The organism is Streptomyces sp. S.PB5, from assembly GCF_030403745.1.
GTDB lineage: Bacteria > Actinomycetota > Actinomycetes > Streptomycetales > Streptomycetaceae > Streptomyces.
Genome location: NZ_JAQMWP010000027.1, coordinates 18,080 through 43,718 on the forward strand (window position 1 = coordinate 18,080; position 25,639 = coordinate 43,718).

Here is a 25,639-nt window from a genome sequence, read left to right on the forward strand (position 1 = left end):
CCCGCCATGCTCGCCTCGCGGCAAGTGGTCCCTCTGAGGGACGAAGGTTGGGCCCGGGGGCTTGGATCGGGCCGGTGCCACACCCAGGCTAACAAACGGATCCCGTAAGGCCATTCCCGTCTCGAGAGTTCCTCGAGAACTAATCCCGCAGCAGGTCAGGCACTCCGGTCGCATCCGGCTGGTCCCGCTCCCCCGACACCACCGTCAGCTGCTGGGTCGCCCGGGTGAGGGCGACGTACAGCACCCGCAGGCCCGCCGGGGACTCGTCCGCGATCTCCGCCGGGGAGACGACGATCGTGGCGTCGTACTCCAGGCCCTTGGCCTCCAGGCTGCCCAGGGCCACCACGCGGTCGCCGAGCCCGGTGAGCCAGCGGGCGGCCTCCTCGCGGCGCTGCATGGCGACCACTACGCCGATCGTGCCGTCGACACGGTCGAGGAGACGGGCGGCCTCCTCCCGGACGGTGGCCGCGAGGGATTCCCGCACCGCTCTGCTGTGTCCATCGCTCGTTGTCACAAAACGCGGCTCGACGCCGGTGGACCGTACGGCCTTCGGGGACTCGGAGCCGGGCATCGCGAGGGCCAGGACCTTGGCGGCGAGGTCGGCGATCTCCGAGGGGTTGCGGTAGTTCACGGTGAGCTGGAAGCGGCGGCGCGGGCGGGTGCCGAGGGCCTCGTCACGGGCCTCGGCCGCCTCGTCGGGGTCGGACCAGGAGGACTGGGCCGGGTCGCCGACGACCGTCCAGGTGGCGTGCCGGCCGCGGCGGCCGACCATGCGCCACTGCATCGGCGTGAGGTCCTGGGCCTCGTCGACGATGACGTGCGCGTACTCGACGCGTTCCTGGGCGAGACGCTCGGCGCGCTCGCGCTGGGTCTCCTCGCGGACCGGCATCAGCTCCTCCAGGCCGGTCAGCTGGTCGAGGGGGTCCAGTTCGCGCTTCTTCCTGGGGCGGGCCGGGGTGCCGAGGATCGCCTGGAGCTCGTCGAGCATGGCGATGTCGTGCACGGAGTGGCCGTCCCGCTTCAGCGAACGGGCGACCTTGCGGACCTCGCCGGGGTTGAGGATGCGGCGGGCCCAGCGGCCGAGGCGCCGCTCGTCCGCCATCGCCGTCAGGACGTCCTTCGGGGTGAGCTCGGGCCACCAGGCGTTCAGGAAGTCGATGAAGCTGTCCTCGGTGCTGACGTCCTCGTCGAAGGAGGACCGCAGCTCGGCGGCGAGCTCGGGGTCGGTGTGCCGGGAGCCCGCGCCGGACTGGGCCCACAGGGCGTCCAGGAGGAGCTTGCGGGCCCGGGGACGCAGGAGGTTCACCGGCGCGGTGCCGCCGAGTGCGTTGCGGCGGATACGTTCCAGCTCGGGGGCTTCGAGCTCCAGGCGACGGTTGAAGGCGACGACACGGAGCCGGGAGGGCGGGCCCGCGGGGGCCTGGGCAGCGCTGTCGTCGCCGCCGAAGGAGAGCTGCCCCTCCGTCTCACCACCGAAGGCGAGCTGCCCGGTCTCGTCGCGCCCGCGCCGGCCCGCCGGGCCGCGCCGGCCGGTCTGCGCGCCCGCGGCCGCGCCGCCGCCCGGGTTCCCCTCCAGCGCCCCCCGCGCCGCCTTCCGCAGCACCTTCAGCATCCGGTACGAGCCCTTGGCGCGGGCCGTCGACGGGGAGTCGTACAGGGTGGCCTCGGCGCCGTCGACGAGGGAGCCGATGGCGCGGATGGCGACCTGGCCCTCCTCGCCCAGGGACGGCAGGACGCCCTCGGTGTAGGCGACGAGGAGCGGGGTCGGGGAGACGATGAGGATGCCGCCGGAGTAGCGGCGGCGGTCCTGGTAGAGCAGGTACGCGGCGCGGTGCAGGGCGACGGCCGTCTTGCCGGTGCCGGGGCCGCCCTCGACGTAGGTCACGGACGCGGCGGGGGCCCGGATGACCAGGTCCTGTTCGGCCTGGATGGAGGCGACGATGTCGCGCATGGTGTGGCTGCGGGCCTGGCCGAGGGCGGCCATGAGGGCACCGTCACCGATGGCGGGGAGCTCGTGGCCGTCGAGGAAGGCCTTGAGCTCGGGGCGCATGAGGTCGTCCTCGACACCGAGGACGCGGCGGCCCTTGGAGCGGATGACCCGGCGGCGCACCACGCGGCCCGGGTCGACCGGGGTGGAGCGGTAGAACGGCGCCGCGGCCGGGGCCCGCCAGTCGATGACGAGCGGCGCGTACTCGGAGTCGAGGACCCCGATCCGGCCGATGTGCAGGGTCTCGGCGATGTCGGCGGTGTTGTCCTCCCGGATGACACCCTCGGCGGGTTCCACGGCGGTGTAGGCGCCGTCGGGCCCCTTCTTGCCGTCCTTCCCGAGGAGCAGGTCGATACGGCCGAAGAGGAAGTCCTCGAACTCGTTGTTGAGCCGGTTGAGGTGGACTCCCGCCCGGAACACCTGGGCGTCCCGTTCGGCGAGTGCGCCGGGCGTGCCGACCTGGCCTCGCTTGGCCGCGTCGTTCATCAGGAACTCCGCCTCGTGGATCTTCTCCTCAAGGCGCCGGTACACCCGGTCAAGGTGTTCCTGTTCGACGCTGATCTCCCGGTCCCGTACAGAATCGTGTACGTCGTGAACCGAGCCGACCGCAGATTGATGAGCCTGAGCGGCCACCGGGCCCCCTTCTGACGTGCTGGGCAGCCGTCAACCGTACGCGAAGGGGACCCGTTGCAGCTACGGCAGCTACACGTCTACTTCGACGAGTCGCTTGCCTTCGAAGGTCATGACCTCGAAGTGGTCGATCTCGTTCGGGGCGAAGGCGGCGCCGCCGTGGACGTAGAGCGGGTTCTTGGCCTGCTCGGTCTTGGCGTTCGGGAGGCCGTAACCCCAGGTGGGGACGGACCAGGAGGTGACCGTCTCACGCTCGCCGTTCTTGCCGACGGCGATGAGGGAGCACTTCTCCGGGCCCTTGACGTTCTTCAGCTCCAGGACCGCGTGGGTACCCCAGGCCTTCTTCTCCAGGGCGACGGTCGCACTGACGTCCGTCGAGGAGTCGGTGCCCGTGACCTTGTCGTCGATGGTGTCGAAGGCTTCCTTCGCGGGGCTGGCGCTGGTGGTGTGCGCCGAGACGTTCCCTCCGGAGTCGTCTCCTGTGGCGCCCACGGCGACCAGGGGACCGCCGATGATCAGGGCGGCCGCGGCGGCCACCATGTAGAAGGCGCGCCTGCGCTTCTGGGCGCGGCGTTCGGCGACCTCGTCGACGAGCTTGTTCACCAGCCGCGGACTGGGCTTGGCGGACAGGGACTCGCCGATGGCGGGAGTGCCGGAGCCGGGCAGGTCCGCGAGCGCGGCCAGCATCGGTTCCATCCCGGCGAGTTCGTCGAGCTGTTGGGCGCACCATTCGCAGGTCGCGAGGTGCATCTCGAAAGCGGTTGCCTCGGCGTCGTCGAGGATCCCGAGGGCGTATGCGCCGACGGTCTCGTGCTCGTTCGGCACCGGAGAACCCTGCATGGAGCCAGACATACCCGCACCACCACTGCCGAATCCCTGGTTTCCCCCGTAAACACTCATCACGCCGTCACCCCCCGCTCCTCAAGTGCGAGCTTCATCGACCGCAGGGCATAGAAGACCCTGGAACGGACCGTTCCGCTGGGTATCCCGAGTGTCTCGGCCGCCTCATTGACGGTACGCCCCTTGAAGTACGTCTCGACGAGCACCTCCCGGTGGGCCGGGGTCAGGTCGTCGAGCGCGTCCGACAGCGTCATCAACCACAGCGCCTTGTCGATCTCGTCCTCCGCGGGGATGACCTCCAGCGGCGACGGATCGACCTCCTGCGGCCGGGCCTGCCGGCTTCGGTGGCCGTCGATGACGATGCGCCGGGCAACGGTCACCAGCCAGGGGCGTACAGATCCGGTCGCTCTGTTGAGCTGACCGGCGTTCTTCCATGCACGGATCAGCGTTTCCTGCACAACGTCCTCTGCTCTTTGGCGGTCTCCGGCGACCAGCCGCAGCACATAGGCGAGCAGGGGACCTGCGTGCTCTCTGTACAGAGCACGCATGAGCTCCTCATCAGGTTCCGAGGGCTGGGACATGCGATGTCGGGCCCTCGATCCACGTTCATTGGCCACGACGGAATCCTTGCGCACGCCCACCTCCGATGTCCGGGGGTTCCCCCAGCCGGTCGCTCAACACGGGGTACGGACGCGGGCCGTTGAGTGTTCAAAGTGACATGACAGATTTCTTCTGAGTGCCGAGACGAGGGGGACATGCGCGCACATTCCCGCCTCTCGATCTTTACATTTCCGCCACATTGGCGCGAAGGGGGCGGCTGCCCGGGCGGAGCGCCGAGTAAACGGCGTGTAACCGAAATCACTTCGACGGCCGTTCCACAGAAGGGACATAACGTCCCCTCAGGCTTCCCTGATCACCCTCAGGCCCGCGCGAGCGCAGCCCGACGGCGGTGCCGGGCCACCCTTTCACGGTTCCCGCAGACCTCACTGGAGCACCAGCGCCTCCTGCGCCCCCGGGACGTGTCCAGATAGACGATCGGGCAGTTGTCGCCGGCGCACTGCCGCAGACCCGCCCGCGCGACGGGATCGGTGAGCAGTTCCACGGCGTCCCTGGCGATCGCGCCGAGCAGCGCGGCGAGTTGGGGCGGGCCGTCCAGCTCCCTGACGAGCGTGCCGTCCTCGCCCGGTACGGCCCGCGGTGCCGGGGGCGCGGTGCGGGCGAGGTCGTTGACGCGGGCGAGTGCCAGGTCGTGCGAGGGGCGGAGGTGGGGCTCGGGGGCGAGTCTCGCTCGTACCAACTGGCTCACCTGACCACGGAGTTCCCGGAACCCGACGAGCCAGGAAGGATCCGCGTGGGTCAGCGGGGTCGCGGACGGTACGAGGCCGGAGCCGGCGATCCATCCCAGCAGCACCTCGGTCGAGTCGAGCCGTTCGACGGGGTGGGTGGTCGCGAGGAGATCGAGGCAGATCCGTCCGGCGTCGAACCGCAGCTCGTACGGGGCCGTGGCCGTACCCAGTGCCATGTGCCTGTCACCGCCTAGGGGTGCCCTGCGTGTGAGGGGTCGGTGAGAAGGTTCTTATCGGAGGGTTCCCTCTCACAGTGCCTGCCCGCTCGCGCCGCCGGAACCCCTGTGTACCGGTGGGGCGTGGACGGTCGCGTATGGGGCTGCGGTTCTGGGCCATGTCGTGGCGGGTCCGGGAACCGTTGGCTTGAGGGCATGACGACGCGAACACAGCACAAGGGCACGGGAGTCGTACTGGGCGCGGCCACGGTCGCCATGGGTCTGATCGCCGGGGCCTTCTATGTCTTCGCCTGTGCGGTGATGCCGGGGCTGGCGCGCAGCGACGACCGGGTCTACGTCGAGGTGATGCGGAACATCAACGACGTGATCCAGAACCCGGTGTTCCTGCTGAGCTTTCTGGGGGCGCTGGTGCTGACGGGGGTGGCGGCGTGGCAGGGGCGGGGGTCGGGGTACGGCCGGTGGGTGTGGGCGGGGCTGATCGCGTACGCCCTGGGTTTCCTGGTGACGGTCGCCTTCAACATCCCGCTGAACGATGGGCTCGACGGGGCGACGGATGTGCGGGCGGGGCGGGAGGAGTTCGAGGGGGCGTGGGTGGTGTGGAACGGGGTGCGGGCGGTGCTGTCGACGGTGGCGATGGGGTGCCTGGTGCGGGGGCTGGTGCTGTACGGCGGCCGGTCCCGGCTTTGATCTCGCCCCCGCCGCCCCTACCCGTTCCCGTCCCTGGGGGCGCTGCCCCCTGGACCCCCGCTCCTCAAACGCCGGAGGGGCTGGATTCAGCCCAGCCACATCCAGCCCGTCCGGCGTTTGAGGACGAGGCCCCTTCAGGGCCGAAGCGGGGGGTCTGGGGGCGGCAGCCCCCAGGGACGGGACGGGTAAGGGGCGGCGGGGGCGAGAGAACCCCTACGCGTCCGCGTACTTCGCGTCCGCCGCCGGGTCCAGTGCCAGCCGGTACCCCCGCTTCACCACCGTCTGGATCAGCTTCGGGGCGCCCAGGGCCGTGCGGAGGCGTGCCATCGCCGTCTCCACCGCGTGCTCGTCCCGCCCGGCACCCGGCAGCGCCCGGAGCAGTTCCGCCCGGGCCACCACCCACCCCGGCCGCCGCGACAGCGCCCGCAGCAGCGACATCCCGGCCGGCGGCACAGGCCGCAGGGCGCCGTCGACCAGTACCGCGTGGCCCCGGATCTCCACCCGGTGACCGGCGATCGGGAGCGTGCGGGCGCGTGCCGGGAGTTCCTGGCAGAGGAGCTGGACGAGGGGGCCGAGACGGAAGCGGTCGGGCTGGACCGTGTCCACGCCCCGGGCCTGCAGGGGCAGGGCGGTCACCGGGCCCACGCAGGCCGGCAGCACATCGTGGTTGAGGGCCCCCAGCAGCTCCGGGAGCAGGCCCCGCTTCTCCGCCCGGTTCAGCAGGGACGCCGCGGCCGGTGCGCTCGTGAACGTCAGCGCGTCCAGGCCCCGGGAGATGGCCGCGTCCAGCAGGCGGTCCACCGGGGCGATGTCCTCCGGGGGCATCCAGCGGTACACCGGGATGCCCAGGACCTCCGCTCCCCCGGCCCGCAGGGCCTCCACGAATCCCGGCAGCGGTTCGCCGTGCAGCTGGATGGCGATGCGGCGGCCGTCGACGCCCTCCTCGAGGAGGCGGTCCAGCACCTCCGCCATGGACTCGGACGACGGCGACCACTCCTCCGTCAGCCCGGCCGCCCGTACCGCGCCCTTGACCTTCGGACCGCGGGCCAGCAGTTCGACGCCGCGCAGCCGGTCCAGCAGGTCCTCGCCGACGCCCCAGCCGTCCGCGGCCTCGATCCAGCCGCGGAAACCGATCGCGGTCGTGGCGACCACGACGTCCGGCTTCTGGTCGATGATCTCCTTCGTCGCCGCGAGCAGCTCACTGTCGTCGGCGAGTGGCACGATCCGCAGGGCAGGTGCGTGCAGGACGGCGGCTCCCCGTCGCTGCAGCAGTGCGCCCAGCTCGTCGGCCCGGCGCGCGGCTGTCACGCCTACCGTGAAGCCGGCCAGGGGGCCGTGTTGTTCTGGTCGCTGCTGTTCGTCGTACATATAACTCTCGTCCCGCACTCGAGTCGGTTGCACCTACACGGCGTGTGACGGCACCTGCATGCCGATCGAGCCTGTCAACGCTGCATGACAGGCTCGGTTCGGCTTGATGTCGCTGGTGTTACGTCACACCTCGGCGTAGCTGAGCTGCGGCTTCTCCGCGGTGGCGGCAGTTGCGGCCTGTACCTGCGCCGCCGGGCGGCGAAGGTATACGGCCCAGGTGACCAGGAAGCAGGCCGTGTAGAAGGCGAGGAAGGCGACGAAAGCGCCGGTGCCGGAGCCGTAGGAGAGGAAGGACTGGCGGAAGGCGAGGTTGATGCCGACGCCGCCCAGCGCGCCCACCGCGCCGATCAGCCCCATGGAGGCACCGGACAGACGCCGGCCGTAGGCGGCGGCCGCCTCGCCCTGCAGGCCCTTGGCGAGAGCCTTGGCCTGGAAGATGCCGGGGATCATCTTGTACGTCGATCCGTTGCCGAGACCGGTGAGGACGAACAGTGCCACGAAGGCGACGGTGAACAGGGCCAGCGACTCCTCCATGCTGGCGAAGATGAGGACCGCGGTCGCCACGCCCATGCCGACGTAGTTGTACAGCGTGATCTTCGCGCCGCCGTACTTGTCGGCGAGCCAGCCGCCGAAGGGCCGGATCAGCGAGCCGAGCAGCGGGCCGATGAAGGTGACGTACGCGGCCTCCAGCGGCGTACGGCCGAACTGGTTCGTCAGCACCTGGCCGAAGGCGAAGCTGTAGCCGATGAAGGAGCCGAAGGTGCCGATGTAGAGGAAGGACATGATCCAGGTGTGGGCGTCCCTCGAGGCGTCCTTGGCGGCGCCGGTGTCGTTCTTCACGGAGGCGATGTTGTCCATGAAGAGCGCGGCGAGGACGGCGGCGACGACGATGAACGGGATGTAGATGCCCAGGAGCACCCGGGGTCCGCCGCTGGCGCCGATGACCGCGAGCGCGACCAGCTGGATGACCGGCACGCCGATGTTGCCGCCGCCTGCGTTGAGGCCGAGGGCCCACCCCTTCTTCCTGAGCGGGAAGAAGGCGTTGATGTTGGTCATGGAGGAGGCGAAGTTGCCGCCGCCGATGCCGGCGAGGAGGCCGACGAGGAGGAAGGTGTTGAAGGAGGTCCCGGGCTCCATCACGGTGAACGCGGCGATCGTCGGGACGAGCAGCAGGGCCGCCGAGACGATCGTCCAGTTGCGGCCGCCGAAGATGGCGACGGCGAAGGTGTAGGGGACGCGAACGACGGCGCCGACCAGGGTGACCATCGAGGTCAGCAGGAACTTGTCGGCCGGGGTGAGGCCGTACTCCGGGCCCATGAAGAGCACGAGCACGGACCACATCGTCCAGATCGAGAAGCCGATGTGCTCGGAGAGGACGGAGAAGATCAGGTTGCGGCGGGCGACCTTCTCTCCGGTCTCCTTCCAGAAGGTCTCGTCCTCCGGATCCCACTGCTGGATCCAGCGACTGCCCCGGCTCGGGGGTGCGGGGACGGTGCTAGGGGCTGTCATTGCGCCTCCACGGGGCTACGGGGCTCGCTGCTGCCGTGCTGTTTGATGAGCGGATGTCCCCGAAGGTAGGGAGGGCGCGTTTCCTGACTGTGGCACAGGGTGACCGGAAAGGAACTTTGCTCTCACCCTGCGCGGGGGCGGGATGAGAGGTACTTGCGGCCCTTTGTTACGAACAGCTCAGCGCTGGGGTGCCTGCCAGTTGGGGTTCTGCTGAGGGTAGGGCTGCTGCGGCGGGTACGGCTGCTGGGGGTACGGCGGCTGGGCGGCATAGGGGCCGGGGGCCGCCGGGGGCTGCTGCTGAGGATACGGCTGCTGCTGGGGATAGGGCTGCTGCGGGGCGTACGGGCCGGGGGCGGCGGGCTGACCGGCGTACGGCTGCTGGGGCTGCGGCTGGACCTGAGGGTACGGCTGGGCCTGCGGGTACGGCTGCTGCTGGCCGTACGGCCCCGCGGCGAACGGGTTCCCCTGCTGCCCCGGCAGCTGGGCGCCCGGGGGCAGGTAGCGCACCCGGCCCGTCTCGTCCGTGACCGGGGTGAACCCGGCGGCCTGGAGCAGGCCGGCGAACTTGACGTTGCGCTTGCCGTTGACGACGTAGCCGATGCCGATGATCGCCATGAACAGCACCCAGACGACCGCCGCGGCGATGAAGTCCTCGGAGCTGCCGCCGAACCGGTAGGCGAGGAACAGCGACGCGACGCTCGCGCCGACGACGGCGTATCCCATGCGCTTTCTGACCTGACCGGTGAGGTCGAAGTTGATGCGGGCCTTGAGGAGCTCGAAGGCGTCGGGGACGAGCGGCGGTACGGAGACCCCGTCACCGGCGTTCGGGTACTGGGCCCAGTTCTGCGCGGCCCGGGCGCGGGCCTGCGGACTCGGGTCGGGCACGAGCAGCATGACGAGGGCGTTGTTACGCCCTCCGCTCTGCCGTACGTCGGCGTACTCGTAGCCGAACTGCTGAGCGGTGAAGGCGAGCCGGGCGAGCTTCTTCACGGAGGCCATGGGGCTGGTGAGCTCGACGGGCTCGCAGCCGGCCATCAACCGCAGCATCTTCTGCACTTGCCGCTTGCTCATAGGAGTCCGCTCCCCACCGGGCCACCCGGGCCACCCCGTTCACTTCCGCAACCGCCGCAGTCTCGCACGCCCGTACGCCCCACGGAAACCGCTGTCGCCCCGGTTTACGGGATCTTGGTGCGCATGACATCAGCAGTAATCTGTGGCGCACGTGATCTGTGGGGGGACTGTGCGAAGACGGGCGAGTGGGCTGGCGGCTGCGCTGGTGTGCCTGGTGGCGGCCGGGTGCTCGGGCGGTGACGGTGACGGCGTGGAGGATCGCTCCGCGCAGGAGATCCTCGACGAGGCGAACGACACCATGGGCGCGCTGTCGTCCGTGACCGTCGAGGCCGGTTCCGACAAGAGTGACGGCACGGGGATCTCCAGTCGGTTCACCAGCGACCTCGACAGCAAGTGCGTCTCGAAGGTGACCTGGGAGAAGACGGGCGCCGTCCTTGAGCAGATCCGGATCGGGGAGACGGATTACGTCCGCCCGAACCGCGCGTACATCGACAACTGGTCGGGCAAGACCGTGGACGCGCCCCAGAGCACCTGGTTCAGGACCCCCACGAGCAAGGCTCGGTCGGGCGACGGGCTGGTCACCTGCACCCGGGACTTCGCCTCCTTCGGCACGGCGAAGAAGGGCAAGGCGACCGAGGTCGACGGCACCGGGGCGATCGAGCTGGTCGTGACCGACGAGGCGGACGAGGGCGGCACGTACACCTTCTCCGTGGCCACCGAGGGCAAGCCGTACATCCTCAAGGTCGTCTACAAAGGCGCCGGCCTCAGCACCACGACCACGTACAGCGCCTTCGACGAGCCGTTGGACATCCGGCCGCCGGCCGAGGCGAACGTGGTGGACGCCCCCGACAGCCCTTGAACCGCGGCGGGCCCCGGCTATCCTCTACCGGACCCCGCACAGGAATGGGAGAGTCCATGTCCGCCGAGTCGAGGGCCGAGGGGCCTGAGGCGACGCAGCGCAGTGAGCGCTCGGTCGCCGGGAATGTCGCCTTCGGGGTGGGGGTCGTCGTCGTACTGGCGGCGATGGCGCTCGGTGTCTACGCCGCCGTGGCGCTGCTCGGGGACGCCGTGGACCGTGCGCCCCTGTCGGACCTGGTGCCCGAGGACGGGCACATCGCGCTGATCATCGGCGGGATCGCGGTCGGGGCCGTCACCGGGCTGATGGTGCCGGTGATCGTCTTCGGGATGTTCAGGAAGGGCGAGGCCCGGGCCGGGGCCGGAGCCGTGGCGCGCAAACTTCTCGCCGTGCTCGTCTTCGACGTCTGGCTGCTGCTCGTGGCCTTTGCCGTCGCCCAGCTCGGCTGGTTCCTCCCGCAGGGCCTGGTCAACGTCATCGGGGTGTTCGCCGTCGGCTTCAGCTGGATGCCGCTGGCGATGGTGCCGTGGGAGAAGCTGGGGCTCGGGGACCTCCCCGTCAACCGGCGGGGAAAGTCCGCCTCACGTCAGGCGGAGTGACTCCGCCAGTTCGTCGGCCATCTTGGCCAGCGCCTCGCCCAGGCCCAGCGAGCTCCACAGCAGCCGGCACTCCAGCGCCGTCCCCGGGAATCTGCCGGGCAGGACGTAGTGGGCCACGCCCTCCACGATCTCGCCGCTGCCGGACGCGGGTGCCGTGGGTTCCATGCGCTGGACGCGCAGGGCCGGGCCGAGCGGGAGCTCGACCTCCTCCAGCAGCTGGGTGCCGAAGAACGGGCCCTCCGCCCGCGCCACTTCCGCGCGCAGGGCCGCCGGCGTCGACACCTCCGGCGGGATCCGCACCTCCCGGACGGTGTAGCTCGCGACGACCGCGCTGTCCGGCGGGGCGAGCAGCGAGGCGCACAGGGCGCGCTGCCGGCGGGCCGCACCCCAGTACCAGAGGACGTCCGTGGCGAAGGCGTCGTACAGCTCGGGTCGGGAGTCCTCGGCAAGGTGTTCCGCGGCGAGCGACCTCGCCCAGCTCTCCGGGTCCTCGGTCGCGAGGTCCAGCACCAGCCAGTTGTGCGGCGCGGGCAGCTCCACGCGGCACTCGCGCCAGTCCGCCGTACCCGCCGTGTCCGTGGTGTCCGTCGTGTCCGTCGCCATCGGCCCGTTCACCTTCCTGCCAGCGACGCGTCGGAGCCGGTCACGTCGGGGGCGTCGTCGCCGCCGAACAGGCCGATGAAGCTGTTGGTGTCGGAGCCCGCGCCGACGCCGGTGCCGCCGAGGCCCAGCGAGTTGTAGGCGAGGGCCTGCTTGAAGGCGTCCGGGGTGCCGATGAAGGTGAGGTCGGAGGCGTCGATGTTCCGCATGCGGCCGAGTTCGTCGACCATGCCGGGACCGGCGTACATGCTGGCCAGGCCGCGTGCGCCGGCGGCGTTGTAGGCGTCGCGGGCGGCGGAGAAGTTGTCGCCGACCTTGAACAGGTCCGACCAGTTGCTGCGGATGGTGCCGAGGTCGTCGGCGAAGGAGCGGGGCAGGCCCCTGAAGGCGGCCGCCAGGGACACGTCCGGCAGGGCGGCCGAGCCGGTAGCTCCGGCGCGCGGGCCGACCATCGCCTCGACGAGACGGCGGCGGGCGTCGGAGTTCATGCCCCTGTTCCAGGCGCGGACGTAGTCGTCGGCCGCCTGCCAGACCCGGCTGCGCCCGACGGTGGCGGCGAGCTTGGAGCCCGCGGAGAAGACCCGGCCGATACCGAAGGTGGCAAGACCCAGGACGTCCATCGCGACATCGCCCCAGGAGCCGTCGCCGTTGACGGCCAGCAGGACATGGCAGACCAGGGAGATGGCCGTCATCACCAGGGCGATGGTGCCGAGCACGCCGGCCAGGGCCTGGCCGATGATGGGGATCCAGCCGACGACCAGGGCGAGGATCCCGCACACCGCGGCGATGGCTCCTGTGATGTCGCTGATCATCTTCAGCGCGTCCCGCATGTCGTCGAGCCACGAGTCGTTGAGGCCGTCGCTCTCGGTCGTGTCGCGGATCTTCTTGGCGGCCTTGTCGCCGGCGTCCTTGTGCCGGGTCTTGACGGCCGCGAGCCGGTCGCGCAGATCGGAGAGCCCGTCCTGGAGGTCGGTGACCTTCTTGTCGAGCTTCTTCTGCTCGCCCTCCTCAGTGCCCTTGGGCGGGTTCTCGGCACTGGTCTTCGCCTTGCCCAGCTCACCCGCCTTGGTCTCGGCGTCGCGCAGGATCTCGTCGGCGTCCGACTGGATGGTCTCCAGGTCGGTGTAGTACGTCTTCAGCGCGGACGCGGCGTCGGCGTAGCGGTCGTGCGCCTTGCTCACCGTCTTCGCGGTGTCATCGGCCTTGTCGGCGAAGGCGCGTCCGGCCTCGGAGTCCCAGCTCTCCTGGTTGCCGAGGCGGCGCAGGGCGGCGGCGGTGTCGGTGATGGTCTTGGCGGTGGCCTCGAACCGGCGGGAGAGCGCCTTCATGTCATGGACGTCACCGGGCACCGGGTCACCGCTCTCCCCCAGCACCTCCCATCGATGCTCGGCGGGCCGGGTCACTTCTTCTTCCCCTTGCCGGTGAGCGCGTCGTAGAGCGCGGTGTCGAGTTCCTTGTACGCCTTGGCGGACTCGTGGGCCATCTGCCCGAGTCCCTGGATCGACTCGATCATCTTCTTGCGGTTGTCGTCCCACCCGTCGGAGAAGTCCTGCAGCCGCTCGTGCAGTTCGCCGTGGCCGACGGTACGGCGGTCATAGGCGTCCATGAGCTTGTCGAGCCCTTCGAGCTCGGTGGCCACGGTCCGCAGCCCGGTACCGGCCAGCTCCAGGTCGTCGAGCGAGACCCTCAGTTTGTCGCCCACGCTTCTTCGTCCCCCGTGTAGTTCTGAACGTCCTCGTCGCTCTGCCGCTGCCAGCACAGAGTCCCGGCGACCGCGTCGAACAGCTCCACCATGGCGTCGGCGATCGGCTCCAGAGGCGTACTGAAGGTGAGCATCAGCACCTCGTCCCGGTCCGGGACGGGCACGAAGTACTCCACCACCGTGTCCTGGAACTCGGACCCCAGCTTCCGTGACTGCTTGGACTGCTCCCGCCGCACCAGCCGGGCCGCCCGCCCCGCGGCAGGCAGCGTGATCAGCCCGACCTCGCCCGAACCCACCAGCGCCGCCACGGCATCCAGCGCGTCGAACTTCTCGTACAGATGGGAGACGAGCAGCGAGGCGGACAGCGGAATGCCGCCGGCCTCCAGGAACGACAGGTACAGCACTGCGCCGCCCTGCTCGGCCCCGGCCTCGGCGGTGCCGAGGAGCTGTTCCTCGGTCTTGCGGCGCAGGACCGGCTGGTCGTCGACGCCGGCGAACTGCCGCTTGACCAGCGCAGCGACGGACGCCTCCCGGCGGTCCTGCGGCTGGAGCGGGATGCGGTACCAGTCCTCGGGCGTGATCAGCCCGAACACCGGCGCGCGTCCGAGGGGCGGTGCGTTGGTCGGTTCCTGGCTCAATTTTGTCGTTCTCTCGGTGGCGGTACGCGGCAGCGCAACGGTAGCGGCCGGGTACGCGGGGGCACCAGAGCGAGCTGTGGGGCGCGAGGGCTTGACGCCTTATCGTTTCTCGATAACATCGTTTATCGATAACAACGACAATCGATAAGGCGACGGGGGAACCATGAGCACGACCGAAAACCGCAGGATGCTGGAACCGATGGCCACGATCGTGTCCATAGTCCTACGGCTCCTGGTGGCCCTCGCGACGGTGGGCCTGGTCCTCTCGGTGGCCCGCGGGAGTTGGGGCGGCGGGGTCGTCTGCATCGCCGACGACATGAGCATCACGGGGGTCGACGACAACACCTTCGGCTCCCCGGCGAGCGGGGCGACGGCCGACGCGATCCCCCGCTACTGCGCCGAGAACGCGGACACCGCGATGCGTCTGCTCAACCAACTCGGCGAACTGCCCACGACGTTGCTCCTGATCAGCAGCCTCTTCCTGCTCCACCGCCTGCTCACCGGAGCGGCACGGGACGGCATCTACACCACGCAGACGGCATCCCGGCTCCGGGTGCTCGGCTGGTGGCTGCTGGCCGGGAGCCTGCTCGTCGCGATCGTCGAGACCACTGCCCGGACGGTACTGCTCGCCGACCTGGCCGAGCGGGTGGAGTTCACGCCCGACTCCTGGCTGGACATGTGGAGCTTCCCCTACCTGGCCGTCCTGACCGCGCTCGGCCTGCTGACCTTCGCCCGGATCACCAAGGCGGGCGTGGCCATGCGCGAGGACCTCGAAGGGGTCGTCTGATGCCGGCCGACGACGAAGAGGGCCACGAGATCGAGGTCCACCTCGACAAACTCCTCAGCGAACGCGGCATGACCGTCACCGAACTCGCCCAGCGCGTAGGCGTCACCAACGTCAACCTCTCGGTCCTCAAGAACGGCCGCGCCAAGGCAATCCGCTTCACAACCCTCACCCGACTCTGCGAAGCCCTGCAGTGCCAACCGGGAGACATCCTCAGCTACACCCCAACCACCAAACCCCGCCCAAGCCGCTAGCTCGCCCCCGATCAACCGGCAATCGGCAATTGGCAGATCTGTTTCACGCCGGACCGCGCCCACCTGCAGGATTCAGCACCAGCAATGGAACAGATCTGCCAATCCCTGATTACTGATTAGCGCCCCTCCCGTCGGCGGCGGCCGTTGGGGCGGCCCGACGTTCGTTATCCCCGGTGCGCCGCGCGTCTGGGCTTGGGGCGCGTGATCTGCGCCCCGTCCGGCCACAGCTGCGGCTTCCGCTTCGCCGCCAGGTCCTCAGCCCAGCCGAACCAGACGACGCAGCTGCAGATGAGCACCCAGGTGAAGACGAGAACCGGCCACTGGCTCTCCAGGAGCCAGGAGAAGTGCTGCCACATCACGTCGATGTTCCACAACCGGTCCCAGATGGTCACCGCGACGACGACGCACGTGTTGTGCCACAGATAGATCGTCACGGCACGGGCGTTGAGCAGGGTGATCACCCGGTCCCAGCGGCGCAGTCGCCGTGGCCACTCGGACCACGAAGGACTGACGTGCAGCAGGATCATGACGGTACCGAGGGACCACAGAGCCTGGGCGAACGGCATGGTGTCCAGGTCGTTGCCCTGGGAGAAGCCGTGCTTTGTCGCGTACCAGAGTCCGAGCAGGGCGATGGCGGGCGCCACGGACGGGACGACGTAGCCCGGCAGTCGTTTCAGGACGCCTTCCTGATGTGCCATGCCGAGGATCCAGCAGGCGCCGAAAGTGCTGAAGTCGGTGAGCGCGGAGGGGATCCGCTCTCCGGGCAGGGTGATGTAGCCGAACTGGAACGCGGCCGAGAGCGCGACGGGGGCCAAGAGGGTCGCGACCGGAAGGGCGCGGAGCGCCTTGAGGAGCAACGGCGACAGCAGGACGTACCAGAGGTAGGCGCGCAGATACCAGAGCGGTCCTGCGAGGTCCACGGCCCAGTTCTCGCCGAGGTAGCCGTGGATGCCGGGCAGGCCCTCGGCGTACGGCGGGTCGCTCAGCGGGAGGATCCAGTAGGTGAGGTGGAGCCACCACCAGCCCGGGTGCCCCTCGGAGTCGGGGCTCCAGCCCTGGAGGACCATGCCGGTGACGCCCACCGCTCCGAGAACCCACAGGGGGAGCACCAGACGGCGGATGCGGCTCTTGATGACCTGGGCCGCAGGACGCTTCAGCGAGCGCGCCATCAGGTTGCCGGCGAGCGCGAACATCACGCCCATGGAGGGGAACACCAGGGGGAGCCAGGCCCAGCCGGTCAGGTGGTAGAGGACCACGCGGAAGAGGGCGAGGGCCCGCAGCAGGTCGAAGTAGCGGTCACGGACCGGCCCCTTCTTCGGAGGCTGTTCGGGCACCGTCGGCCGGGCTGGGTCCGCCGCATCGGACGGCAGGGCGGGTGCGGCCACGTCCAGGACTTTCTGCGGGGCGGATCGGGGGTGGGACGGCGGCTCGAAGGACGGCGGCTCGAAGGACGGCGGCTCGAAGGGCGACCGCTCGAGAGGCGACGGCTCATAGGGGGGTGGCGTGCCCATCAGATCGGCCTCCCGCCCACGACCTGGCCGCGTCCGGCGGGCGCGCTCGGCGGAGCCGATACACCGCCCTTGCGCCGCAGCTTCTGCCAGCGCAGCCGGCCGCCGGTGAGCGCCGTGATCCAGGACTGCAGCAGCACGACGTACATGAGCTGGCGGTAGAGGATCTGCTGCAGGGGCAGCGAGATGAGCGGGGTCAGTCGCTCACGGTCCAGGACGAAGGCGTACGCCGCGCAGGTCAGCTGGATGGCCAGGACGCCGAACCAGGCGAGGATCGTCTTGTCGGTGGGGCCGAAAACCAGTCCGTAGATCAGGAACACGTCGATCAGCGGCGCCAGCAGCGGTGCGACGACCATGAACAGGGAGACGAGGGGAAGACCGACGCGGCCGAAGCGTCCGGACGGGCCGCGTTCCACCAACGCCCTGCGGTGCTTCCAGATGGCCTGCATGGTCCCGTACGACCAGCGATAGCGCTGCGACCACAACTGCTGGACGGATTCCGGGGCTTCGGTCCAGGCCCGGGCCTTCTCGGCGTAGACCACGCGCCAGCCGTCGCGGTGCATCGCCATCGTGATGTCGGTGTCCTCGGCGAGGGTGTCGTCGCTCATGCCGCCGACCCGTTCCAGGGCCGAGCGCCGGAAGGCCCCGACCGCGCCCGGGATCGTCGGCATGCACTGCAGGACGTCGTACATACGGCGGTCGAGGTTGAAGCCCATCACATACTCGATGTGCTGCCAGGCACCGATGAGGGTGTCCTTGTTGCCGACCTTGGCGTTGCCCGCGACCGCGCCGACGCGCGGGTCGGCGAAGGGTTGCACCAGTTCGCGGACGGTGGCGGGTTCGAAGACCGTGTCGCCGTCCATCATCACGATCAGGTCGTGACGGGCGTTCGCCAGACCGCGGTTGAGGGCGGCCGGTTTGCCGGCGTTGAGCTGCCGGATCACCCGTACGTTCGGCAGCCCGAGCCCCTCCACGAGCCGGGCCGTGCCGTCGCTGGAGCCGTCGTCGATGACGATGACCTCGATGGGGTGTTCGCTGCGCATCAGCGACCGCACGGTGTTCTCGATGCACTTGGCCTCGTTGTACGCCGGGACCAGCACGGACACCGGTTCGGTGACCGGCGCGTTCGGGCCCCAGACGAAGTCGCGGCGGCGGGTGCGGCGGGCGTGCGCACCGGACAGCAGCAGCATCAGGCCGAAGCGGGCGAAGACGAGGAAACCGATGACCGCGAGGCAGACGACCAGGACCGCGGTGATGCTGCTGGAGGCACCGACCAGGAAGATCCAGGCCTTGCCCTTCCACAGTTCGAGGCCGGTGACCTCGGTGTGTGCGCTGGGGGCGTGCAGGGCCTCGGTGAGGTTCTGGAACTCGTAGCCTTTCTTCTGGAGTTGGGGAATGAGCCGGCCCAGGGCCTGAACCGTCTGATGCCGGTCGCCGCCGGAGTCGTGCATCAGGACGATGGCGCCTTCACCGTTCTCGGGTGTGGAGTTGCGGACGATCGCTTCGACACCCGGCTTGCGCCAGTCCTCGCTCTCGGTGTCGTTGACCACCGTGATGTAGCCGCGGCCGCCGATGTACTCGGTGACCGGCCAGGAGTTGTTGTCCATGTTCGCGGCCTTGGAGGAGTACGGCGGCCGGAACAGGGAGCTGCGGATGCCGACGGAACCGGCGAGCGCGAGCTGGTTCTGGGACAGCTCCCAGTCGATGCGTTTCTTCGACTGGTACGAGAGGTCGGGGTGGTTGAAGGTGTGCAGACCGATCTCGTGGCCCTCGTCCACCATGCGCTGGACGAGGTCCGGGTACCGGGAGGCCATCGTGCCGGTGATGAAGAAGACGGCGTGCGCGTCGTACTTCTTCAAGGTGTCCAGCACCTTCGGGGTCCACTCGGGGTCGGGACCGTCGTCGAAGGTGAGGACGACGGTGTCGTCGGGCACGTCCATGCTGATACTGCGGCCGCTGCGGGTGTCGATGACCGGGCCGCCCTCGAGGATCTCCTGCGGCACCTTGTCGTTGGCCGTGGAGGGCGCGACACGGTAGTCGGCGAGGATCTCGCTGTGGACGTAGCCGCGCAGCATCAGCATCGCCATCAGGGCGCAGAGCAGGAGGCAGGGCAGCAGCAAGCGCATGGGCAGGCGGCGCCGGGAGACGGGTGCGGCCCCGGTACGGCGGGTGCGGGTTGCCATCAGACGGTGTTCTCCGGGGCCGGGGTCGTGGTGCCGACGGAGGAGTCGTTCACGCCGTCGGCCACCGTGTCGGTACCCGTCCCGGCGCTGTCGCCGCCCTGCGTCTGGGTGGGAGTGGGCGGGGCGTCCTCGGTGGGCGTCGGGTCCGGGCTGCTGGTCGGCGAGCCGGTCGGGCCCTCGGGGTCCGGGGTGGGGTTGGTCCCGGTGCCCGAGGTGGTCTTCGTCGCCGTCGGCTTCGGGTCAGCGGAGCCACTGGGGTTCGTGGTGGTGGCGGAGGCGCCGGGTGCGGTGGCGGAGGCGCCCGCCGACGGCGCAGTACCGGAGCCGGCGGACGGAGAGACGCCGGGTGAGTGACTGCCGGCGGTGGTGGGCTCGGCAGTGTCCGTGGGCAGCGGCGAGTTCTCCACCTGACCCGCCTCCTTGCCCTCGCCCTGGCCCGGTACGGGCAGCCAGGGGGCGTTGGAGTTACCGGAGAGCAGGGTGCCGACGATGACCATGGCGTAGATCGCGCAGGCAATGCCGACGAAGATGCCGATACGGCGGAATCTGCGGCTTCTGCGGCCGGACTCGTCGACGAACACCGGACCGTCGGAACAGTCCGAACCGTCCGAACCGTCGGGGGCGTTGCCGCCGCCCTGGCCCTCGATCCGCCCGTCGGCCCGCAGGACGACGGCGTCCAGCTGGACGGTCACCTCATGCGGGTCATGGGTGTGGGCGTCGGTGTGGACGTCATGGAGCTGCGGGTCATGGGTGTCCGGGTCATGGGTGTTGCCGCCGACGCCACCGGACGGCTCCCAGGGGTCACGGAAGGCGGAGGCCGCCTTCGGCAGCACCGTCGTCTCGTCCGTGGACGACGACAGGACTTCCGTTCCCCTCGTGTCCGGGAACGCCTGGGTCCGGTCCCCGGTTGCTGGGATTCCCCGGACCCCGGATGCCACCTGAGGCCATTCCGGTTGGGCGTCTTCCCGCCAATTGTTTTCGCGCACGTACATCCCCCCACGGGACTGTTCTGGGTGCGCTCACGACTCCGAGCACCCGCCGCCGAACCGAGCCCCCACCCGGTCCGAGCGCCCCCCTTACCACATCGTGCTCAGGGCAACGAATGTAGCGCACGCGAGGCGGATGCGTTTGTGATGTGTCACTTGTGGACATTCATAGCGCTTTTGTCGATGGCCGAAATCCATCCCTCGGCGGGCCTCCGTAGCCATCCTTCGGCGGCCGAGAGCTCGTTCGCCGCCTGTCGAAGAGCGTCGATTCCGGGGTGCACCAGCCCCTTTCTCCACACAAGTGACACAGGTGACATGGGCACGGGATCGATCAACGGCCGCAGCACGGTCGAGGGCATGGCCGGAAAATCCACCACGGCGAGGATCGGGTTCCGGGTCTTGGCCATGATCCGCTGGAACTCCTCGTCACCGACAGCGAGCGGAGCGGGTGACGCGACCTCGATCCCCCGTCCGTCGAACAGCTCGCGCGCGAGGCCGGTCCACTCCGGCGTCCGCGGATTTCCGGCCCCCGCGTACACCGACTCCCCCGCCAGCTCGGCCAGCGGCACGGCGTCGAGCCGCGCCAGCCGGTGCTCCTCGGGCAGCACGACGGCCATGGGTTCCAGCCGGACGAGCTGATGATCGAGGCCCGCCCGCAGTGCCGGGGCGAGCCCCGCGTACCGGCCGAAGGAGGCGTCGAGGCGTCCCGCGAGCACCTCGGCCGCGGCGCCGGTCAGCCCGCTCTCGTAGCGGGCCATCAGCTCCAGGTCGGGGGCGAGTTCACGGGCCCGGTGCAGCACCCGGCGGCCGGTGCGGAGGCCGGGCGAGTTGAGGTCGACCAGCAGCGGCCTGACCTGCCCGAAGGCCGCGATCAACGCGTCCTGCGCCGCCAGTACCCGCCGTGCGTGCGGCACCAGCCGCTCCCCGTCGGCCGTCAGCGTCACCTGCCGGGTGGTCCGTACGAAGAGCTCGGCGCCCAACTCCCGCTCCAGCCGCCGTACGTCGCGGCTGAGCGCCTGCTGGGCGACATAGAGGCGGGCGGCGGCGCGGGTGAAGTGCAGTTCCTCGGCGACGGCGAGGAAGGCACGCAGGAGGCGCGGGTCGATGTGGGCGGGGGCGGACATCCGGCGAACTTACAACGGAAGTGCGTGAATGCCCACCGATCAGGTGTTGGACCCGGTGATCGCTCCCGGGTGACGGTGAACACATGCCGCACCCCATGCTGCAACCCACGTCGCAACCCATGTTCACCACAACCGGAGACATGCTCATAGCAGTCGACTTCACCCCCCGCCCGCCACGCACCCCGCGCCCCAGCCGCAAGGCCCCCGGCCCGTACCGCCGCCTCTTCACCCACCCGGGCACCCGCGCCTTCACCGCCGGCAATCTCTTCGCCCGACTCCCCATGGGCATGTTCAGCGTGAGCGCGGTCCTCATGATCGTCGCCGCGCGGGACTCGTACGCCCTCGCCGGCGCCGTCTCCGCGACCGGCCTCGCGGCGACCGCGCTGGTCGCGCCCTGGACGGCACGGCTCGTCGACCGGTACGGCCAGGCCCGGGTCGCCGTACCGGCCACGCTGCTCGCGGCGCTCGGGGCGCTCGCTCTCGCGCTGTGCGTACGGCGGGACGCTCCCGCCTGGACCCTGTTCGCCGCGTACGCCGCCACCGCCACGACCCCGAACATCGGCGGCATGTCCCGGGCCCGCTGGGCCCACCTGCTGAAGGGCGACGAGAAGGCCCTGCACACCGCGAACTCCTTCGAGCAGGCCGCGGACGAACTGTGCTTCATGCTGGGCCCGGTGCTGGCGGCGCTGCTGTGCACCTCGCTCGCCCCGGAGGCGGGCACGCTGACCGGGGTGGCACTGCTGGTCGCGGGCATGCTGGTCTTCACGGCCCAGCGCGCGACGGAGCCGCCCGTGGCCGAACGGCCGAGGAAGGCGAAGTCGCCTCTCCGCGCCCCCGGCATCCCCCCGCTCCTCGCGATCTGCCTCGCCATGGGCGCGGTGTTCGGCTCCATGGAGGTCGTCACGATCGCCTTCGCGGACGCACAGGGCCACCCCTCGGCAGCCGGAGCCGTCCTCGCCCTCCAGGCGGCCGGTTCGTGCGCGGCGGGTCTGCTGTACGGCGCGTGGCACCCGACCGGTCCGGCCGAACACCGTTACCCCTGGTGCGTGGCGGCGATGACGGCCCTGATGACCCTGCCGCTGCTGGCCGCGTCCCTGACGGGCTCCCTGCCGGTCCTCGCGGGCGCGCTGCTGGTCGCCGGGATGGCGACGGCGCCGACCATGGTGACGGGCATGACGCTCATCCAGGAACGCACACCCGAGGGCCGCGTCAACGAGGGCATGACCCTGGCGGTGACCGGGCTGCTGGGCGGGATCGCCGGGGGCAGCGCGGCGGGAGGGTGGATGACGGAACACCTGTCGGCGACGGCGGGTTTCGGGGTACCGGCGACTGCGGCCGCGGCGGCGCTGATGATCACGCTGGGGTGGACGTCACGTCGCTGACCGCGGACCCCCGCTCTTCGAACGCCGGAGGGGCTGAATTCAGTTCAGCCACATCCAGCCCGTCCGGCGTTTGAGGACGAGGCCCGTTCAGGGCCGACAGCGGGGGTCCGGGGGCGGCAGCCCCCAGGTACGGGACGGGTAGGGGCGGCGGGGGCGGAAGAACCTCTCGGCCACCAATTCGTGCGCACCCCATTGACGCCCTCCCAACCCCCACATACCTTCGCCCGTCGAAGCGCTTCGACGTCACGCATCGAATCGATTCGACGATCCCCGTCGAACCCCGTCGATCCCACCGCGTGACGCCACCCCGAGAACCATCCGGCTCCGAACCTCCCTGGAGGCACGGGATGTTGACGACACGAAGGCGTGTGGTGGCAACGGCGGTACTGGCCGCCGGAGCACTGCTCCTGACCTCCTGCGGGGACTCCGACAACGGGTCCTCAGGAGATGGCAAGACGCTCAAGCTGTGGCACTACGAGGGTCCGAACAGCGCGATGGGCCAGGCCTGGAACGAGGCGATCAAGGAGTTCGAGGCCAAACACCCGGGCGTGAAGGTCGAGTTCGAGGAGAAGGGCTTCGAACAGATCCAGAAGACCGCCCCGATGGTCCTCAACTCCTCCGACGCGCCCGACGTCATGGAGTACCTGAAGGGCAACGCGTCCGCCGGCCTGCTCTCCAAGCAGGGGCTGCTCACCGACCTCACCCAAGAGGCCACGAGCCGCGGCTGGGACAAGAAGCTCAGCCCGAGCGTCCGCACCGTCAGCACGTACGACACCAACGGAATCATGGGCTCCGGCAAGTGGTACGGCGTGCCCAACTACGCCGAGTACACGATGGTGTACTACAACAAGGACCTCTTCAAGAAGTACGGGATCGCCGAGCCGAAGACGTTCGACGAACTGACCGCCGCGATGGACAAGTTCGTCCAGAACAAGGTCACCCCGCTGGCCAACGCCGGCGCCGAGTACCCGGCCCAGCAGTACCTCTACCAGCTCGCCCTGTCGAAGGCCGACCGCGCCTGGGTCGACTCCTACCAGCTCTACAAGGGCAAGACCGACTTCCACGACCCCGCCTGGACCTACGCCGCCGAGACGTTCGCCGACTGGGTGAAGAAGGGCTACATCGCCAAGACCTCCAGCAGCACCAAGGCCGAGGACGCGGGCGTCTCCTTCATCCAGGGCAAGTCGCCGATCCTGTTCTCCGGCAGCTGGTGGTACGGCCGGTTCGTCGACGAGGTGAAGTTCGACTGGGGCACCTTCCTGTGGCCCGGCTCGAACCTCAGCCCCGGCTCCGGCGGCAACATGTGGGTCGTCCCCAAGGGCGCCAAGAACAAGGAGCTCGCCTACGACTTCATCGACATCACCATGTCGAAGAGGATCCAGAACCTGCTCGGCAACAAGGGCGGTGTCCCGGTCGCGGCCGACGCGAGCGCCATCACCGAGCCGAAGGCGAAGGAGCTCATCGACAACTTCAACACGCTCTCCCAGCGTGACGGCCTGGCCTTCTACCCGGACTGGCCGGTGCCCGGCTACTACGACGTCCTGGTCTCCCAGACCCAGAAGCTGATCACCGACAGCGAGAAGCCGGACGGCTATCTGGACGCCCTCCAGGACGCCTACGACAAGGGCGTGCCGAAGCAATGACGGTGACCGTCGAGAAGCGCGGGGTGGCCGGCAAGGCGGCACCGGCCGGTCACCCCCGCCGCCCCCGCGACTCCTACGCCCTGTTCCTGCTCCCCGGTGTCCTCGCCTTCCTGGCCGTGATCATCGCCCCGTTCCTGATGAACACGTACATCGGCTTCACCGACTGGCAGGGCGTGGGCTCCCCGAGCTGGACCGGACTCGCCAACTACCGCGAGCTGATGGACGACTCCGAGTTCTGGGCGTCCTTCCGGCACAGCCTGTTCATGGTCGTCGCGATGGCGGCCGTGCCGACGGCGATCGGACTGGTCCTGGCCGCCGCGCTGTTCGACTACATCGGCAAGCACTTCGGCTCGAAGGTCGTGGCCGTACTGCGCGCGTGCTTCTACCTCCCGCAGGTGCTGCCGATCGCCGTCGCCGGCATCGTCTGGAGCTGGATCCTCGCCCCCGACAACGGCTCGCTCAACGCGCTGCTCAAGGCCGTCGGCCTCGCCTCCTGGCAGCAGGACTGGCTCGGCGACCCCGACATCGCGCTCTACAGCGTGATGGGCGTGATGGTGTGGGTACAGATCGGCTTCCCGCTGGTCGTCTTCATGGCCGGACTCCAGCGCGTGGACCCGCAGTTGCACGAGGCGGCCGAGCTGGACGGGGCCGGCTGGTGGCGGCGCTTCTGGCACGTCACGCTGCCGCAGATCCGCCCGGAGATCTACGTCGTGCTGACCTGGTGCACGGTCGCCGCGCTGAAGGTGTTCGGGGCGGTGTACGTCCTGACCAAGGGCGGCCCGGGCGGCGCGACGAACGTCCCCTCCTACTTCTCCTTCACCACGTTCTTCGAGAAGACGCAGGTCGGCTATGGCGCCGCGATCTCCACCGTGCTCACGGTGATCATCCTGGCGCTCTCCCTGATCGGCCTGAAACTCCAGACCCGCGCGGAGGAGAGAGCATGAGCACCGCGCTCAGGCGTTACCCCGTCCTCATCGCCCTGTGCGTCGCCGCCCTGTTCATGATCGTGCCGTTCCTGATCGTCACGCTGAACGCCTTCAAGTCCCCGGCGGAGTACAGCCAGAACGGCCCGCTCAGCCTCCCCGACGGCTTCTACGTCGACGGCCTGAAGGATTTCTGGGAGCGCGTCGACTACAGCCAGAAGCTGTTCAACTCCGTGCTGATCAGCGGCTTCGTCGCGATCCTGGCCGTGGCCCTGTCGGTCCTCAACGCGTACGCGATCGGCATCGGCCGCGTCAAGGGCCGCACCTGGGTCCTCGCCTTCTTCGTCCTGGCGAACCTGCTGCCGCAGGAGGCGCTGGTCTACCCGGTCTACTACCTGAGCAAGGAGGCGGGCCTCTACGACACCCGGCTGAGCGTGATCATCGTGTTCACGGTCATCCAGGCGGCGTTCGGCACGTATCTGCTCTCCTCCGTGCTCGGCGAGTTCCCCCGCGAGATCATCGAGGCGGCCCGCATCGACGGCGCGAACAAGTGGCAGATCCTGTGGCGGATCGTCGTCCCGGTGAGCCGCCCGACCCTCGGTGTGCTGGCGGTCTTCTTCTTCATCTGGACCTGGAACGAGTTCCTGCTCCCCCTGGTCATGCTGATCTCCAACGACAACCAGACGGTGTCGGTGGCCCTCGGCGTCCTCCAGGGCCAGCGTCTGATGGACGCCACCATGACCAACGCGGCGGCCCTGCTAGGCGTGCTCCCCGCGATCGTGTTCTTCCTCCTCTTCCAGCGCACGCTCACCCGCGGCATCGCCGTGGGAGCGGTGAAGTAAG

General features: G+C 69.6%; 24 protein-coding genes. 9 read left to right on the top strand and 15 right to left on the bottom strand.

The annotated features are described in order from the left end of the window. Positions 1–139 precede the first annotated feature (139 nt). The 4 genes from PH203_RS43605 to PH203_RS43620 all read right to left on the bottom strand — a co-directional run bounded on the left by PH203_RS43605 (position 140) and on the right by PH203_RS43620 (position 4,979). Positions 140–2,620 carry a UvrD-helicase domain-containing protein gene (locus tag PH203_RS43605; protein WP_289927843.1) on the bottom strand — a complete coding sequence of 827 codons (2,481 nt, stop codon included), beginning with the start codon at positions 2,618–2,620 and terminating at the stop codon, positions 140–142. A 69-nt stretch (positions 2,621–2,689) separates the two neighbouring features. Then, complete coding sequence (locus PH203_RS43610; protein WP_289927845.1) at positions 2,690–3,517, bottom strand: zf-HC2 domain-containing protein; 828 nt, start codon at positions 3,515–3,517, stop codon at positions 2,690–2,692. Next, positions 3,517–4,038, bottom strand: a complete 522-nt coding sequence (locus tag PH203_RS43615) for a sigma-70 family RNA polymerase sigma factor (RefSeq protein ID WP_010039908.1) — start codon at positions 4,036–4,038, stop codon at positions 3,517–3,519. Before PH203_RS43615 ends, PH203_RS43610 begins: the two co-directional genes overlap by 1 nt. Positions 4,039–4,376: 338 nt before the next feature. Then, positions 4,377–4,979 carry a CGNR zinc finger domain-containing protein gene (locus PH203_RS43620; RefSeq protein ID WP_289927846.1) on the bottom strand — a complete coding sequence of 201 codons (603 nt, stop codon included), beginning with the start codon at positions 4,977–4,979 and terminating at the stop codon, positions 4,377–4,379. 195 nt (positions 4,980–5,174) lie between these two features. Here PH203_RS43620 and PH203_RS43625 point away from each other — a divergent pair, with 195 nt between their 5' ends. Continuing rightward, a complete protein-coding gene (locus tag PH203_RS43625) occupies positions 5,175–5,666 on the top strand; it encodes an anthrone oxygenase family protein (protein ID WP_289927848.1) in 492 nt (163 codons plus the stop codon). Positions 5,667–5,879: 213 nt separating this feature from the next. On the opposite strand, the gene PH203_RS43630 is transcribed toward PH203_RS43625, so the two are convergent. The 3 genes from PH203_RS43630 to PH203_RS43640 form a co-directional block, all read right to left on the bottom strand. Further along, on the bottom strand, positions 5,880–7,034 hold the full coding sequence (locus PH203_RS43630) for a uroporphyrinogen-III synthase (protein WP_289927850.1): 1,155 nt from the start codon (positions 7,032–7,034) through the stop codon (positions 5,880–5,882). A 123-nt stretch (positions 7,035–7,157) separates the two neighbouring features. Beyond that, positions 7,158–8,543 (bottom strand): nitrate/nitrite transporter, encoded by a 1,386-nt coding sequence (locus PH203_RS43635; RefSeq protein WP_289927851.1) that lies wholly within the window; start codon positions 8,541–8,543, stop codon positions 7,158–7,160. Positions 8,544–8,720: 177 nt separating this feature from the next. Then, positions 8,721–9,614, bottom strand: coding sequence for a hypothetical protein (locus PH203_RS43640; protein WP_289927852.1), 894 nt, complete (start codon positions 9,612–9,614; stop codon positions 8,721–8,723). Positions 9,615–9,864: 250 nt separating this feature from the next. Between PH203_RS43640 and PH203_RS43645 the strand changes: the two genes are divergently transcribed. Together PH203_RS43645 and PH203_RS43650 are read left to right on the top strand one after the other, a co-directional pair. Then, a complete protein-coding gene (locus PH203_RS43645) occupies positions 9,865–10,473 on the top strand; it encodes a hypothetical protein (protein WP_289927855.1) in 609 nt (202 codons plus the stop codon). A gap of 56 nt (positions 10,474–10,529) precedes the next feature. Next, positions 10,530–11,069, top strand: coding sequence for a hypothetical protein (locus PH203_RS43650; protein ID WP_289927857.1), 540 nt, complete (start codon positions 10,530–10,532; stop codon positions 11,067–11,069). On the opposite strand, the gene PH203_RS43655 is transcribed toward PH203_RS43650, so the two are convergent. The 4 genes from PH203_RS43655 to PH203_RS43670 are packed head-to-tail and all read right to left on the bottom strand — an operon-like array spanning position 11,052 to position 14,009. Further along, positions 11,052–11,672 (bottom strand): hypothetical protein, encoded by a 621-nt coding sequence (locus tag PH203_RS43655; protein ID WP_289927860.1) that lies wholly within the window; start codon positions 11,670–11,672, stop codon positions 11,052–11,054. The two genes, PH203_RS43650 and PH203_RS43655, sit on opposite strands and share 18 nt — an antisense overlap. An 8-nt stretch (positions 11,673–11,680) precedes the next feature. Then, positions 11,681–13,072, bottom strand: a complete 1,392-nt coding sequence (locus PH203_RS43660; protein WP_289927861.1) for a hypothetical protein — start codon at positions 13,070–13,072, stop codon at positions 11,681–11,683. Further along, entirely contained in the window at positions 13,069–13,371 is a 303-nt protein-coding gene (locus tag PH203_RS43665) for a hypothetical protein (RefSeq protein ID WP_289927862.1), read from the bottom strand. Before PH203_RS43665 ends, PH203_RS43660 begins: the two co-directional genes overlap by 4 nt. Beyond that, positions 13,356–14,009 (bottom strand): hypothetical protein, encoded by a 654-nt coding sequence (locus tag PH203_RS43670; RefSeq protein ID WP_289927863.1) that lies wholly within the window; start codon positions 14,007–14,009, stop codon positions 13,356–13,358. The genes PH203_RS43665 and PH203_RS43670 overlap by 16 nt, the downstream gene beginning before the upstream one ends. 163 nt (positions 14,010–14,172) lie before the next feature. Between PH203_RS43670 and PH203_RS43675 the strand changes: the two genes are divergently transcribed. Both PH203_RS43675 and PH203_RS43680 read left to right on the top strand, forming a co-directional pair. Next, positions 14,173–14,796: a DUF2975 domain-containing protein gene (locus tag PH203_RS43675; RefSeq protein WP_289927864.1), complete on the top strand. Its 624-nt coding sequence runs from the start codon at positions 14,173–14,175 to the stop codon at positions 14,794–14,796. Beyond that, the gene (locus PH203_RS43680; RefSeq protein WP_289927866.1) at positions 14,796–15,047 is read left to right on the top strand and encodes a helix-turn-helix transcriptional regulator; all 252 of its coding nucleotides are present in this window, start codon (positions 14,796–14,798) and stop codon (positions 15,045–15,047) included. Before PH203_RS43675 ends, PH203_RS43680 begins: the two co-directional genes overlap by 1 nt. A 164-nt stretch (positions 15,048–15,211) precedes the next feature. On the opposite strand, the gene PH203_RS43685 is transcribed toward PH203_RS43680, so the two are convergent. From PH203_RS43685 to PH203_RS43700, 4 genes are all read right to left on the bottom strand, one after another. Further along, a complete protein-coding gene (locus tag PH203_RS43685; protein WP_289927868.1) occupies positions 15,212–16,558 on the bottom strand; it encodes an acyltransferase in 1,347 nt (448 codons plus the stop codon). Continuing rightward, entirely contained in the window at positions 16,558–18,738 is a 2,181-nt protein-coding gene (locus PH203_RS43690) for a bifunctional polysaccharide deacetylase/glycosyltransferase family 2 protein (protein WP_289927869.1), read from the bottom strand. The genes PH203_RS43685 and PH203_RS43690 overlap by 1 nt, the downstream gene beginning before the upstream one ends. After that, positions 18,738–19,571, bottom strand: a complete 834-nt coding sequence (locus PH203_RS43695) for a hypothetical protein (protein WP_289927870.1) — start codon at positions 19,569–19,571, stop codon at positions 18,738–18,740. The genes PH203_RS43690 and PH203_RS43695 overlap by 1 nt, the downstream gene beginning before the upstream one ends. A 305-nt stretch (positions 19,572–19,876) precedes the next feature. Beyond that, entirely contained in the window at positions 19,877–20,848 is a 972-nt protein-coding gene (locus PH203_RS43700; RefSeq protein WP_289927871.1) for a LysR family transcriptional regulator, read from the bottom strand. Between the two features lie 83 nt (positions 20,849–20,931). On the opposite strand from PH203_RS43700, the gene PH203_RS43705 reads away from it, so the two are divergent. From PH203_RS43705 to PH203_RS43720, 4 genes are all read left to right on the top strand, one after another. Beyond that, positions 20,932–22,230: an MFS transporter gene (locus PH203_RS43705; RefSeq protein WP_289927872.1), complete on the top strand. Its 1,299-nt coding sequence runs from the start codon at positions 20,932–20,934 to the stop codon at positions 22,228–22,230. A gap of 347 nt (positions 22,231–22,577) precedes the next feature. Further along, a complete protein-coding gene (locus tag PH203_RS43710; protein ID WP_289927874.1) occupies positions 22,578–23,873 on the top strand; it encodes an extracellular solute-binding protein in 1,296 nt (431 codons plus the stop codon). After that, positions 23,870–24,817: a sugar ABC transporter permease gene (locus tag PH203_RS43715; protein ID WP_289927875.1), complete on the top strand. Its 948-nt coding sequence runs from the start codon at positions 23,870–23,872 to the stop codon at positions 24,815–24,817. Before PH203_RS43710 ends, PH203_RS43715 begins: the two co-directional genes overlap by 4 nt. Further along, a complete protein-coding gene (locus PH203_RS43720; RefSeq protein WP_289927876.1) occupies positions 24,814–25,638 on the top strand; it encodes a carbohydrate ABC transporter permease in 825 nt (274 codons plus the stop codon). The genes PH203_RS43715 and PH203_RS43720 overlap by 4 nt, the downstream gene beginning before the upstream one ends. The last annotated feature ends 1 nt before the right edge of the window (position 25,639 follow it).

What these genes read in the sequence shown, in the direction of transcription:
- PH203_RS43710 (WP_289927874.1), top strand. Translation starts at nt 22,578, where the DNA reads ATGTTGACGACACGAAGGCGTGTGGTGGCAACGGCGGTACTGGCCGCC.
- PH203_RS43635 (WP_289927851.1), bottom strand. Translation starts at nt 8,543, where the DNA reads ATGACAGCCCCTAGCACCGTCCCCGCACCCCCGAGCCGGGGCAGTCGC.
- PH203_RS43655 (WP_289927860.1), bottom strand. Translation starts at nt 11,672, where the DNA reads ATGGCGACGGACACGACGGACACCACGGACACGGCGGGTACGGCGGAC.
- PH203_RS43720 (WP_289927876.1), top strand. Translation starts at nt 24,814, where the DNA reads ATGAGCACCGCGCTCAGGCGTTACCCCGTCCTCATCGCCCTGTGCGTC.
- PH203_RS43705 (WP_289927872.1), top strand. Translation starts at nt 20,932, where the DNA reads ATGCCGCACCCCATGCTGCAACCCACGTCGCAACCCATGTTCACCACA.
- PH203_RS43620 (WP_289927846.1), bottom strand. Translation starts at nt 4,979, where the DNA reads ATGGCACTGGGTACGGCCACGGCCCCGTACGAGCTGCGGTTCGACGCC.
- PH203_RS43700 (WP_289927871.1), bottom strand. Translation starts at nt 20,848, where the DNA reads ATGTCCGCCCCCGCCCACATCGACCCGCGCCTCCTGCGTGCCTTCCTC.
- PH203_RS43615 (WP_010039908.1), bottom strand. Translation starts at nt 4,038, where the DNA reads ATGTCCCAGCCCTCGGAACCTGATGAGGAGCTCATGCGTGCTCTGTAC.
- PH203_RS43625 (WP_289927848.1), top strand. Translation starts at nt 5,175, where the DNA reads ATGACGACGCGAACACAGCACAAGGGCACGGGAGTCGTACTGGGCGCG.
- PH203_RS43630 (WP_289927850.1), bottom strand. Translation starts at nt 7,034, where the DNA reads ATGTACGACGAACAGCAGCGACCAGAACAACACGGCCCCCTGGCCGGC.
- PH203_RS43610 (WP_289927845.1), bottom strand. Translation starts at nt 3,517, where the DNA reads ATGAGTGTTTACGGGGGAAACCAGGGATTCGGCAGTGGTGGTGCGGGT.
- PH203_RS43685 (WP_289927868.1), bottom strand. Translation starts at nt 16,558, where the DNA reads ATGGGCACGCCACCCCCCTATGAGCCGTCGCCTCTCGAGCGGTCGCCC.
- PH203_RS43715 (WP_289927875.1), top strand. Translation starts at nt 23,870, where the DNA reads ATGACGGTGACCGTCGAGAAGCGCGGGGTGGCCGGCAAGGCGGCACCG.
- PH203_RS43680 (WP_289927866.1), top strand. Translation starts at nt 14,796, where the DNA reads ATGCCGGCCGACGACGAAGAGGGCCACGAGATCGAGGTCCACCTCGAC.
- PH203_RS43675 (WP_289927864.1), top strand. Translation starts at nt 14,173, where the DNA reads ATGAGCACGACCGAAAACCGCAGGATGCTGGAACCGATGGCCACGATC.
- PH203_RS43690 (WP_289927869.1), bottom strand. Translation starts at nt 18,738, where the DNA reads ATGGCAACCCGCACCCGCCGTACCGGGGCCGCACCCGTCTCCCGGCGC.
- PH203_RS43650 (WP_289927857.1), top strand. Translation starts at nt 10,530, where the DNA reads ATGTCCGCCGAGTCGAGGGCCGAGGGGCCTGAGGCGACGCAGCGCAGT.
- PH203_RS43640 (WP_289927852.1), bottom strand. Translation starts at nt 9,614, where the DNA reads ATGAGCAAGCGGCAAGTGCAGAAGATGCTGCGGTTGATGGCCGGCTGC.